General features: G+C 72.1%; 10 protein-coding genes. 4 read left to right on the forward strand and 6 right to left on the reverse strand.

Annotation, left to right across the window (positions count from 1 at the left end; translation table 11 throughout):
- Positions 1-2 precede the first annotated feature (2 nt).
- Complete coding sequence (locus ACWEN6_RS11925) at positions 3-1,172, reverse strand: sensor histidine kinase (RefSeq protein ID WP_452570190.1); 1,170 nt, start codon at positions 1,170-1,172, stop codon at positions 3-5.
- A gap of 385 nt (positions 1,173-1,557) precedes the next feature.
- Between ACWEN6_RS11925 and ACWEN6_RS11930 the strand changes: the two genes are divergently transcribed.
- Positions 1,558-2,703 carry a cystathionine gamma-synthase gene (locus ACWEN6_RS11930; RefSeq protein WP_452570191.1) on the forward strand — a complete coding sequence of 382 codons (1,146 nt, stop codon included), beginning with the start codon at positions 1,558-1,560 and terminating at the stop codon, positions 2,701-2,703.
- Positions 2,704-2,736: 33 nt separating this feature from the next.
- Here ACWEN6_RS11930 and ACWEN6_RS11935 read toward each other — a convergent pair whose 3' ends face one another.
- The 4 genes from ACWEN6_RS11935 to ACWEN6_RS11950 form a co-directional block, all read right to left on the reverse strand.
- Positions 2,737-3,168: a hypothetical protein gene (locus ACWEN6_RS11935; protein WP_354839964.1), complete on the reverse strand. Its 432-nt coding sequence runs from the start codon at positions 3,166-3,168 to the stop codon at positions 2,737-2,739.
- Between the two features lie 76 nt (positions 3,169-3,244).
- On the reverse strand, positions 3,245-3,403 hold the full coding sequence (locus tag ACWEN6_RS11940; protein WP_354839967.1) for a hypothetical protein: 159 nt from the start codon (positions 3,401-3,403) through the stop codon (positions 3,245-3,247).
- A 220-nt stretch (positions 3,404-3,623) separates the two neighbouring features.
- The gene (locus ACWEN6_RS11945; protein WP_452570192.1) at positions 3,624-5,579 is read right to left on the reverse strand and encodes a vWA domain-containing protein; all 1,956 of its coding nucleotides are present in this window, start codon (positions 5,577-5,579) and stop codon (positions 3,624-3,626) included.
- 141 nt (positions 5,580-5,720) lie between these two features.
- Positions 5,721-7,190 carry a sigma 54-interacting transcriptional regulator gene (locus ACWEN6_RS11950; protein WP_354922629.1) on the reverse strand — a complete coding sequence of 490 codons (1,470 nt, stop codon included), beginning with the start codon at positions 7,188-7,190 and terminating at the stop codon, positions 5,721-5,723.
- 170 nt (positions 7,191-7,360) lie between these two features.
- On the opposite strand from ACWEN6_RS11950, the gene ACWEN6_RS11955 reads away from it, so the two are divergent.
- The 3 genes from ACWEN6_RS11955 (at position 7,361) to ilvA (ending at position 11,173) form a co-directional block, all read left to right on the forward strand.
- The gene (locus tag ACWEN6_RS11955; protein WP_354839975.1) at positions 7,361-8,530 is read left to right on the forward strand and encodes an FIST signal transduction protein; all 1,170 of its coding nucleotides are present in this window, start codon (positions 7,361-7,363) and stop codon (positions 8,528-8,530) included.
- 300 nt (positions 8,531-8,830) lie between these two features.
- Entirely contained in the window at positions 8,831-9,886 is a 1,056-nt protein-coding gene (locus tag ACWEN6_RS11960; RefSeq protein ID WP_452570193.1) for an ROK family protein, read from the forward strand.
- A gap of 72 nt (positions 9,887-9,958) precedes the next feature.
- A complete protein-coding gene (ilvA, locus tag ACWEN6_RS11965) occupies positions 9,959-11,173 on the forward strand; it encodes a threonine ammonia-lyase (protein ID WP_354922635.1) in 1,215 nt (404 codons plus the stop codon).
- Between the two features lie 63 nt (positions 11,174-11,236).
- On the opposite strand, the gene ACWEN6_RS11970 is transcribed toward ilvA, so the two are convergent.
- Entirely contained in the window at positions 11,237-11,560 is a 324-nt protein-coding gene (locus tag ACWEN6_RS11970; RefSeq protein ID WP_452570194.1) for a MazG-like family protein, read from the reverse strand.
- Between the last annotated feature and the right edge of the window lie 42 nt (positions 11,561-11,602).

Here is an 11,602-nt window from a genome sequence, read left to right on the forward strand (position 1 = left end):
CGTCAGGAGGCGGTGGTCTCGCGGTCCGCGCGGTCGAGGGGGAACCAGGCGCGGACCTCCCATGCGCCGTCGGCGGCCGGGCCCGCGACGAGGTCGCCTCCGACGGCCTTGACCCGCTCGGCCATGCCGACCAGCCCGTACCCCCCGCCCATCTTGGACAGGCGGGGGTCGGCCGAGGTCCGCGGGTTGCGCACGCGCAGTGCCACCCCGCGCTCGGCCGGGCGCAGGTCGGCCGTCACCCAGGCCGCGTGAGGCGCGTGCCGCCGTACGTTGGTCAGGGACTCCTGGAGGACCCGGTGCAGGGTGGTGAGCACCTCCGGCGCCAGCGACGGCTCAGCGAGGCCCTGGCCCACGTCGAAGGCCACCTGCGGGCCCGAGGAGGAGAAGCGCTCGACGAGCAGGCGCAGGTCGGCGAGCGTGGTGGCCCCCGCGTTCCGCGAGGCGTCGTCCTCGGCCCGCAGGACGCCGACCAGGCGGCGCATGGACGCCAGCGCGTCGGCCCCGGCGCCGGCGATGGCGGAAAGGGCGGGCTCGACGGCGTCGGGCCGGTGGGCGGCCACGGCCTTGGCCGCCTGTGCCTGGACCACGATGCCGGTGATGTGGTGGGCGACCAGGTCGTGCAGCTCGCGCGCCAGCTCCAGGCGCTCGGCCCTGCGCACGGCGCTCACGGTCGCCTGGCGGCGTTCCAGCTGGTAGCGCAGGTAGCTGCCGATGCCCATCGCGGCGGCCCAGGCGACGAACATCATGAACCCGAAGGCGAGGTTGGCCGAGGTCATCGGGCGCAGGCTCGCCAGTTGCAACGTGAGGGCCGACAGCACCGCCAGCAGCACCGCCGTGCGCAGCGGCCGGACCCAGCGCACGACGCCCACGGTGATCAGCAGAAGGGCGCCGGCCTCGGCCAGCCCGGGGTTGCCGTGGGAGCGCAACGCGAGCACCGCGATGGAGACGGCCGCGGACATCGCCATCAGCAGCACCGCACCCTGCGCGCGGTAGCGGTGGCGCAGCAGATAGGCTCCGATGCCGATGAGGCCGCACAGCGGGACCGCCGGCTGCGCCTTGCCGACCTGGAAGGCGATCACCGTGTCGACCGCCAGCAGCAGGCACAGGAACCCGACCAGCGTGATCTCGCTGAGCCGCTGGACGACGTGGACCAGCCGCGGGGTCTCCCTCACAGGCATCGAGGTTAACCGCCGTCCGGACATCCCGTATCGGCCGTTCGGCCGGTTCCCGAGGCCGCGCCCGCGCGGCGTTCGGGGGGCCCTGCCCGCGAAGTCGGGGGCCCTATTGCTCCCGGCCGGGGCGGCCGCGCGGGAAAACGGGGTTCACACGGCGCCGATCATGTGGTCGCGCCCGTGAGAGCGTCCGGCCGGCGGCGCGTGGCATCGACGTCGTGCGGCGGAGCCGGAGCCGCCGTCCGGAGCGCTCGGTCTCCGCACGGCCGGCATTAGGGGTTACCGGCGCCGCTCGCAGGCGAGCGCCGGGCCGATCCCGGCGTCATCGCGGGTACGTCGTCCCCTGCCGCCGTTTCCCCCTCCGAGAGGGCGATACCGTGAAGTCATGATTGAAGGCTTTGAGACGCTGGCCATTCACGCTGGCCAGGAGCCCGACCCGCACACCGGCGCGGTCGTGCCCCCCATATACGCCGTGTCGACCTACAAGCAGGACGGCGTGGGAGGGCTGCGATCGGGGTATGAGTACAGCCGCTCGGCGAACCCGACCAGGGACGCGCTGCAGGAGTGCCTGGCGGCCATCGAGAGCGGGACGCGCGCCATGGCGTTCGCCTCCGGCCTGGCGGCCGAGGACGCCCTGCTCCGCACGATCTGCCGGCCCGGCGACCACGTCATCATCCCCGACGACGCCTACGGCGGCACCTACCGGCTGTTCGCCAAGGTCCTGGAGCGCTGGGGCCTGCACTTCGACCCGGTGCCGCTGGGCGACCTGGACGCGGTGCGCGCGGCGGTCCGGCCGGCGAGCACCAAGGCCATCTGGGTCGAGACCCCCACCAACCCGCTGCTGAACATCGCCGACATCGAGGCGCTGGCCTCCATCGCCCACCAGGCGGACGCCCGGCTGGTGGTGGACAACACCTTCGCCTCGCCGTACCTGCAGCAGCCGCTCGCCCTCGGCGCCGACGTGGTCATCCACTCGACCACCAAGTACGTCGGCGGGCACTCCGACGTGATCGGCGGCGCGCTCATCTCCCGCGACCGCGACCTCGGCGAGGAGCTGGCCTACCACCAGAACGCCATGGGCGCCGTCGCCGGCCCGTTCGACGCCTGGCTGACGCTGCGCGGCATCAAGACCCTCGCACTGCGCATGGAGCGCCACTGCGACAACGCCGAGCGGGTGGTCGACCTGCTGCTGTCGCACCCCAAGGTGACCCAGGTGCTCTACCCGGGTCTGGCGAGCCACCCCGGGCACGAGGTGGCGGCCAAGCAGATGCGGCGCTTCGGCGGTATGGTCTCCTTCCGCGTGGCGGGCGGCGAGGAGGCGGCCGTCGAGATCTGCAACCGCGCGAAGCTGTTCACGCTGGGCGAGTCGCTCGGCGGCGTGGAGTCGCTGATCGAGCACCCGGGGCGCATGACCCACGCCTCGGCGGCGGGCTCGCCGCTGGAGGTGCCCTCGGACCTGGTGCGCCTGTCGATCGGCATCGAGACCGCCGGGGACCTGCTGGCGGACCTCACCTACGCCCTCGGCGGCTGAGCAGGACGACACCGACCCCTGGCGCCCGCGGCGTCAGGGGTTGAACCACACCATCAGCACGAGGATCACCAGCCAGATGAGCGCGGTGATCGAGCCCAACGTGGCGATGCGCCCGGTCTGCACCTTGGCGTCGTCTTCGGGCGTCTCGTTGGACAGGGCCCGGACGGCGGCGCGCTGGTCGCGTTCGATGATGACCAGCAGCACCGCCGCCACGACGAACAACGTCATCGAGATCGACAGGTAGGGCCGGCCCAGGGCGCTGCCGCCCAGCGCGATGCCGAACAGGAAGACGCCGAGGGTGAGGACGCCGAAGACGCGCGTCGTGCGGTGCAGATGACGCAGCACCCCGACGTCCTTGGCCCGGATGTATCGCGGCGTGAAGCTGGTGGCGACCGTCACCGGCCCGATCGCGAAGATCGCGAAGCCGATGTGCAGCCACAGCAGAAGTTTGTCGAGGAACGACATGCCGCTGAGGCTACCGTCTCAGTGATCAGCGTGGGAACGGTGTGACGGGCGGCCGTGGACAATCATGGGACGCGGCTCAGGCGTTCGGGACGTTCGGGGCGTCCTGCGCCGCCTCCTCGGTGAGGGGCGGCTCGTCCACCGGCGGCCTGGCCTGCAGGTGGCGGTTGTTCACGGTGAGCTCGAACATCGCCACCGTGATGATCATGAGCGCCAGGAGAGCGATCGCGGCGAACATTGCACTCTCCTTTCATGACGGGCCGTTGCCGGCCGCTTTTGCGATGGCTTGGACCACCTCCAATAAATATCCTCCGGTATTGCATATCGGTCAGCAACCGATTAACGAAGCGCATCGAATGCCCGGACCAAATCGGAGCGCGGTCCAGTGAAATGGACATACCCCCGTAAACCAGTCGATAGACCAGCTCGCGGGGGTCGGCCCTCAGACGCGCCCGGGCTCAGCGGGAGCGGCGCGCCCGCAGGAAGTTGCTGACCACGTACTCGCCGAGCCGGTCGGCGCTGGGGGAGAAGACCCGGCCGCCGTTGCGCCGCGCCACCTCGTCCACGAACTCCTTGAGCCGCTCGTCGGTGGCCAGCATGAAGACGTTGATCGTGGCCCGGCGCCGGGTCATCTTGTCCACCTCGGCCAGCGTCAGCTCCAGCGTCTCGCGCGAGGGCGGCCACTCGAACCAGGACCGGCCGTTGCGCATCAGGTGCGCCGTCGGCTCGCCGTCGGTGACGACCAGCACCACCGGCTCGAAGTCGGGGTGCCGGTCGAGGTGGCGGCCCGCGATCAACAGCGCGTGGTGGAGGTTGGTCCCCTGCACCATGTCCCACTCGAGCCCGGCCAGTTCCTCGGGCTGGAGCACCCGGGCGTAGTTCGAGAAGCCGACGATCTGCACGGCGTCACCGGGGAACTTCGAGGCCACCAGCGACTGCAGGGCGAGCGCCGTCTGCTTGGCGGGCGCCCAGGTGCCGCGCAGCGCCATGGAGTAGGACAGGTCCACCAGCAGGCACACGGCGGCGGCGGTGCGCCGTTCGGTCTCGGCCACCTCGAAGTCGTCGACGGACAGCGACACCCGGCCCTCGCCGGCCGGCCCGCCCCGCCGCACGCCGTTGACCAGCGTGCGCACCACGTCGATGGGCTGCTCGTCGCCGAAGCGCCACGGGCGGGTGGTGCCGGTGAGCTCGCCGGCGGCCCCGGCGTCCCGCTGGTCGTGGTCGCCGCGGCGACCGGCGTCCAGCGAGTCGAACACGCGGCGCAGCGCGGTCTCGCCGAGCCTGCGCACGGCCTTCGGGGTCAGCTCCAGCTTGCCGCGCTGGCGGCGGAGGTACCCCTGTTCCTCCAGCTCGCGCTCGATGCGCCGGAGGGCCTCCAGGTCGTCGACCGCCGAACGGCCGAGGGCGCGGCGGATCGCGGCCTCGTCGACGTCGTCCAGCCGGGCGCCCGGGTAGTCCTGTGCGAGCGACTGCTCCAGGCGGTCGAGGTCGGCGAGCTCCTCCAGTGCGCTCACGGCGTCGCCCATGCCGAGGGGCTGGTCGCCGTCCATCCGCTCGGAGCCGTCCCAGGCGAGGTCGGGCCGCCGGGCGTACAGGGCCTCGCCGAGGCGGGCCATCTGCTCCGACAGGCCGGCCTGGTCGAGAGTCTGGTCGATCAGGGCCTGGAGCTCCGCGCGCTGCTCGGGGGTCATGGAGGCGAGCATGCGCTGGGCCGCGGCGGCGCGGCGGGCGAGGATGTCGACCAGTTCTTCGAGGTTCCGGGGATTCTCCGGGAAAAAGTCCCCATATTTTTCCATGAATTGCTGGAAATCCTGCTGGGTGTGCCGGCCTTGGGCATCCCGGTCCAGCATGTCGTTCAAATCCGACATCATCTGCCGGACCCGTTCCATCGCCTCCGGGTCCGGATTCGCGAGCGCGTCTCGCATTCCACGGAACCGGCTGTCGAGGACCTCACGGCGCAGCAGATCGCGCAGTTCCTCGAAGGTCTGCCGCGCGGCGGCCGAGCGCCACTCGTAGGAGCCGAGCTGCTGGACGGCGCTCGCGGTGTCGGCCGGCACCGAGTCCAGCTCGGCCTCGCGCAACCGCGCGTCGTCGGAGGGATCGGGGAACAGCTCGGCGCGCTCCTGCCCGATCGCCTTGTCCAGCAGGGCGCGGGCGCGTTCTAGCGTGCCGTTCAGGTTGCCGCGCTCACGCAGCTCCCGGCGGCGCCGGCGCACCTCGCGCAGCAGATCGTCCAGGCCGCGCCGGTCGGGCGCGCCGGGCAGGCCGCGCCGGAGCAGGTCGCGCAGGGAGTCCAGCGGGGTGGAGCCGGACAGGATCGCGTCGCCCATCTCATCGAGCGCGGCGCGGACGTCGTACGGAGGCGCCAGCGGGTCCGGACCGTCGTGGTACTCGCCGTATCGGTAGCCACTCATCGCATGTGAGCCTAATCGTCGTATGTCCGGTGTGCGAAGAACGTCCGCCTAGCGCAGACGGGGGCGTCCGGGCTCCCGGAGCGATGGGAGACCGGAGGCCGGGCCCGGCGCGGCCGGAGGGGCCGGCGGGGCCCGGGGTGCTCAGGTGCGGTAGACCGCGCCTCCGTCGACCTCGTCCTTGGACAGGCGGCGCATGAGGTAGAGCCCTTCCAGGGCGAACTCCAGCGCGGCGGCGGCGTGCCCGGGGGACTCCTCGCCCTCGCCCATCCCGACGCCCGTCATGATCTTGGAAAGGCCGTTGACCGGGCCGATCTGCTGCAGCAGCTCGGTGGCGGGGGTCATCTCGCCGGACTCGATCTGGGCGCCCTCGGAGAACTTGTCCAGCAGCGCCGACAGGTCCATGCCGCCCAGGGTGCCGCGGAAGGTCTCGGCCACGGCCCGGCGCAGCAGGTGCGCCAGCACCTCGACCTCGCGTCCCTCCTCGCTGACCTCGAACTCCACCTTGCCCCGCAGCGTGGGGACGACGCCAGGCAGGTCGGCGACCCGGGCCACCGGGCGCTCCTCCCCGGTCAGGGCCGCCCGCCGCACCGCCGAGGCGGCGGCCGTCTCGGCCGCGGCGATGGCGAACCGGGCCGACACGCCCGACCGGGAGTCCACGGCCGTGGACTCGCGCACCAGGCGGGTGAACCGGGCGATCGTCTCCACCAGGTGCTCGGGCAGCTCGGCGCTCAGGCCCGCCTCCGCCGCGCCGCCCTGACCCTCCGGCTCGTGCCCGCGCCAGTTGAGCGCGGACTCCTGGCGGATGAGCGCCAGCTCGTCCTCCAGGGTGAGCGGGTAGTGCGTGCGGATCTCCGCGCCGAAGCGGTCCTTCAGCGGGGTGATGATGCGGCCGCGGTTGGTGTAGTCCTCGGGGTTGGCGCTGGCGATGAGCAGGATGTCCAGGGGCAGCCGCAGGTTGTAGCCGCGGACCTGGATGTCGCGCTCCTCCAGCACGTTCAACAGCGACACCTGGATGCGCTCGGCCAGGTCGGGCAGCTCGTTGACCGAGAACACGCCCCGGTTGGTGCGAGGCACCAGGCCGTAGTGGACGGTCTCGGGGTCGCCCAGCGTGCGGCCTTCGGCGATCTTGATGGGGTCGACGTCGCCGATCAGGTCGCCCACGGAGGTGTCGGGAGTGGCGAGCTTCTCGCCGTACCTGTCGTCGCGGTGCTTCCAGGCGACCGGGAGGTCCGCGCCCTTCTCGGCGGCGAGCTTGAGGCAGCGGACGCACTCGGGCGCGTACGGATGGTCGTTGATCTCACAGCCGTCGATGACCGGGGTCCACTCGTCCAGCAGGCCGGTGACGGTGCGGATGAGGCGGGTCTTGCCCTGACCGCGCTCGCCCAGCAGGACCAGGTCGTGACCCGCCAGCAGGGCTCGCTCGAGGTGGGGCAGCACGGTCTCGTCGAATCCGACGATGCCCGGGAATCTCGGCGCCCGTGAGCGTAACCTGGCCAGCAGATTCTCGCGGATCTCCGCCTTGACCGTGCGATAGGTGTGTCCACTTTCGCGCAGCTCACGGAGAGTGCGAGCTTGCGGCGTTTCACTTCGCTGTGTGGGCGATTCATGCACGAAGACGAGACTACGTCGCGGGGGACGGTGTCGGCAGCATTCCGGATTTCGGATCTTGACTATTGCGGGGCGCTCCGTACGCGTTGTTAGTCCCGTAGTGGGGACAATCCGGCTAAGAGGGGCGAACGTACGACACACTACGACTCGCGACACTGGAGGAGGCGAGGCGTGTGGCAGTGCTGACGAGCCGGTTCTCGGACGGTCTCGCCGTGGGCCCCGACCTGGTCGGCGCCGCGGAGGCCGCGGTACGCCAAGCGCTGTCCGGCCTCTCCGGGCCACCCGACCTCGTGTGCTTCTTCATCTGCGGCGACGACCCCGAGGAGGTCGCCCGCGCCGGACTGCGCGCCATGCGCATGGCGCCGGGCGCCGAGATCATCGGCTGCAGCGCCACCGGCGTCATCGGCGACGGCCAGGGAGTCGAGCTGACCTCGGCGGTCAGCGCGTGGGCGGCCAGCTTCGACGGCGGCCGCGCGACCACCTTCGCCCTGGAGACCCTCCGCATGGAGGACCGCTTCGTCATCATCGGCCTGCCCGACCGCGACCCCGACGACCGGGTGGCCGTCCTGCTGGCCGACCCCTACAGCTTCCCCACCGACGCCTTCGTCGAGCACTCCTGCGACGTCCTCGGCGACCTCCCGATCGTCGGCGGCCTGGCCAACGGCATCGGCGGGCAGGGCTCGGTGCGCCTGTTCGCCGGCGGCGAGATGTACACCGAAGGGGCGATCGGCGTCATGCTGAGCGGCCCGATCAACGTGAGCACCGTGGTCAGCCAGGGCTGCCGCCCCATCGGCCCCACCATGGTCGTCACCCGCTCCGAGGACAACCTGCTGCTGGAGCTCGCCGGGCAGCCCGCGCTCGCCCGCCTGGAGGACATCGTCAGCGGCCTGGACGAGGAGGACCGCGAACTGGTCGCCTCCGGGCTGCAGATCGGCGTCGCCATGGACGAGTACGCCGAAAGCCACGAACGCGGAGACTTCCTCATCCGCGGCATCCTCGGCATCGACCCCGAACGCGAGGCCGTGGCCGTCGGCGACGTGCTCGACATCGGGCAGAGCGTCCGCTTCCAGGTCCGCGACGCCGCCGCCGCCGACGAGGACCTGTACGAACTGCTCGACGCCCACGTGGAACAGCGCGGACGCATCGACGGCGCCCTGCTGTTCTCCTGCAACGGCAGGGGGTCGGCCATGTTCGGCAGCTCCGACCACGACGTGCTCGCCCTGCACGACACCCTCGGCCCCATCGGCATGGCCGGCTTCTTCGCCGCCGGCGAAGTCGGCCCGGTCGCCGGCCACAACCACGTCCACGGCTTCTCCGCCGCCATCCTCGTCTTCTCTGCGTAATCTGGCCTCGCTCCGCTCGGCGGGCTCGGGGCGCCTTTGAGGCGGCGTCCTTCGTCGTCGTTCACGAGCGTTCGTTCCTCGCACTCGCTCTCTCCTCCTCAGAACACCGCCGCGCCCCGAGCGGGTTGCTGTGGCCGATCCGTTGGGATGGCTGGGCGGGCCGGGGGTGCCTTTGGGGCGGGGGCTTCGTCGTCTGGAATTCGGCTCGCTGCGTTCGGCGGGGGCGTGTGATCCTTGGGGGGCGGGTGCGCTTGGGCGGAGCCGCGGGAGACGCACGGACGAGGGCTTGGAGCGTGGTCGGTGGCACATGACCCGGCGCGGGAGCTGTTGGGCGACGTGGCGCGCGAACTGGCGGCGGAGGCGGGGCGCGGCCCCGAGTGCGTGCTGGCGGTCGACATCGGGGGGACGAAGTTCGCCGCCGGGCTGGTCGGGGCGCACGGCGAGATCGTCGTCGCCGAGCGCGTCGCCACGCCGCCCGGCGGGGACGCCGCCACGCTGTGGAAAGCCCTGGCCGACCTGATCGACGTGGTCCTCGCGCGGCGGCCGGACGCCCGGACGGTCGGCGTGGGCGTGGGCTGCGGCGGGCCGATGACCTGGCCCGAGGGCGCCGTCTCGCCGCTGAACATGCCAGGCTGGCGCGGGTTCCCGCTCCGCGAGAGGCTGGCCGGACGGTTCCCCGGAATGCCGGTGCGCGTCCACAACGACGCCGTCTGCGTCGCCGCCGCCGAGCACTGGCGGGGAGCGGGCCGGGGCAGCGACAACATGCTCGGCATGGTCGTCTCGACCGGGGTCGGAGGCGGCCTCATCCTCGGCGGCCGGCTGATCGACGGCGGCACCGGAAACGCCGGGCACATCGGGCACGTCGTGATCGACCCCGACGGCCCCCCATGCCAGTGCGGCGGCCGGGGATGCCTGGAGGCCATCAGCCGCGGCCCGGGCCTGGCCGCCTGGGCTCTGGAGCGAGGCTGGGTTCCCGGCGCCACCGGCGCCCGCCCCGAGGGACCGTACGTCGAGGCCGCGCAGGCGAGCGGCCGGCAGCTCGCGGCCGACGCCGCCGCGGGCGACCCGGTCGCTCTCGCGGCCTTCGCCCGCGCCGGCCGCGCGCTCGGCATCGGCATCGCCTCGGCCACCCACCTGTGCGACCTGGACGTCGTGACCATCGGCGGCGGCGTGTCGCAGGCCGGGCCACTGCTGTTCGGCCCCCTGGAGGAGGCGCTGCGGAAGCACGCCCGCCTCGGCTTCGCCCAGCGCGTCCGCGTCGTCCCCGCCCACCTCGGCCAGGACGCCGGCCTCATCGGCGCCGCCGCCCTGGTCCTGCGCCCCACCCACTACTGGACCGGCCCGCCCGACATGTGAGATGACGGCGGGGGGCGGGTGATCGGTGGGCCGGTGAGATTACGGCGGAGCCAGGAGTGGGAGACTGCGGGCATGGCGCAGTCTGAGGTGACCTACGACGATGTGGTCGCCGCCCGTGATCTGCTCGAAGACGTCGTGATCCGCACCCCCCTGCTGCATTCGCGCGTGCTGTCGGAGATGATCGGCGGCCCGGTGTACCTCAAGTGCGAGAACCTCCAGCGGGCCGGGTCGTTCAAGGTCAGGGGCGCCTACGTGCGCATCGCCCGGCTGACCGAGGAAGAGCGCTCCCGCGGCGTGGTGGCGGCCAGCGCGGGCAACCACGCCCAGGGGGTGGCGCTGGCGTCGGGGCTGCTGGGCTGCAAGTCCACGGTCTTCATGCCCGAGGGCGCCCCGCTGCCCAAGGTCGAGGCGACCCGCGCGTACGGGGCCGATGTGATCTTCGCGGGGACCACCGTCGACCAGGCGCTGGCCGCGGCCAAGCAGCACGCCGAGGAGACCGGGGCGGTGTTCATCCACCCCTTCGACCATCCCGACGTCGTCGCTGGTCAGGGCACCGTGGGGCTGGAGATCCTCGACCAGCTCCCCGACGTCGGCACGATCATGGTCGCGATCGGCGGCGGCGGGCTCGCGGCCGGGGTGGCGCTCGCGGTCAAGTCCATGCGCCCGGGGGTGCGCGTGGTGGGCGTGCAGGCCGAACAGGCCGCCGCCTACCCCGCCTCGCTGGCGGCCGGGCACCCGGTCATGGTCGACCCGGCGTCCACCATGGCGGACGGCATCGCCGTCGGCCGGCCCGGCGACATCACGTTCGAGATGATCCACTACCTGGTCGACAGCGTGGTCACCGTCTCGGAGGAGACGCTGTCGCGCGCGCTGCTGCTGTGCCTCGAACGCACCAAGCTCGTCGTGGAGCCGGCGGGCGTGGCCGGGGTCGCGGCGCTGCTCGACTGGCCGCACGCCTTCGAGCCGCCGGTGGTCGCGGTGCTGTCCGGCGGCAACATCGACCCGCTGCTGCTGTCCAGGGTGCTGCGCCACGGCCTGTCGGCCGCCGGTCGCTATCTCGCCTTCCGTCTGCGGCTCCCCGACCGCCCGGGGGCGCTGGCGACGCTGCTCGCCCGGCTGGCCGACCTCGGAGCGAACGTGCTCGACGTCGGCCACGAGCGGGTCGACCCCCGCCTCCACCTGGACGAGGCCGAGGTCCTGCTCCACCTGGAGACCCGGGGCCCCGTCCACTGCGACGAGGTCCTCGCCGGCCTGCGCCGCTACGGCTACAAACTCATCTTCGGATAGGCCGAGAAATCGACTCGCCAGGACGCCGGCATCGCGGCCCCCGCGATCGCCCGGAGCCCGGGTCTAGGCGGGTGAGCCGAGGGCTCTGGTCACGACGCCGGTGACGTGCTCACGGAAGACGTTCGCCGCGTCGGCGTTCCGTGACCTCAGGGCGACCATGGCGGTCAGGATGACGTCGCATAGCTCGCCGTCGACCTGCTCCCACGTGTGGGTGACCCCCTTGCGGGGGTTCTGCCCGAGCGCGCCGATGACGGCCGCCGCCACCTCACCCGTCTCCTCCGACACCTTCATCAGCCGCAACAGCAACTCACTCTCAGGCGCGAGCGCACTCGCCGTGTCCAGCCAGGCGACAAGCCGCTCGACGTCTCCCCAGGTATCGGCGTCCATGGACAGCAAACTATCCGCCTGATGTGAAGAGCGTGGCAGATA

The organism is Sphaerisporangium sp. NPDC004334 (assembly GCF_053602655.1).

Excerpts from the sequence above, each read along its gene's own strand:
- ACWEN6_RS11970 (WP_452570194.1), bottom strand. The coding sequence starts at position 11,560 with ATGGACGCCGATACCTGGGGAGACGTCGAGCGGCTTGTCGCCTGGCTG.
- ilvA (WP_354922635.1), top strand. The coding sequence starts at position 9,959 with ATGGCGCAGTCTGAGGTGACCTACGACGATGTGGTCGCCGCCCGTGAT.
- ACWEN6_RS11930 (WP_452570191.1), top strand. The coding sequence starts at position 1,558 with ATGATTGAAGGCTTTGAGACGCTGGCCATTCACGCTGGCCAGGAGCCC.
- ACWEN6_RS11935 (WP_354839964.1), bottom strand. The coding sequence starts at position 3,168 with ATGTCGTTCCTCGACAAACTTCTGCTGTGGCTGCACATCGGCTTCGCG.
- ACWEN6_RS11945 (WP_452570192.1), bottom strand. The coding sequence starts at position 5,579 with ATGAGTGGCTACCGATACGGCGAGTACCACGACGGTCCGGACCCGCTG.
- ACWEN6_RS11940 (WP_354839967.1), bottom strand. The coding sequence starts at position 3,403 with ATGTTCGCCGCGATCGCTCTCCTGGCGCTCATGATCATCACGGTGGCG.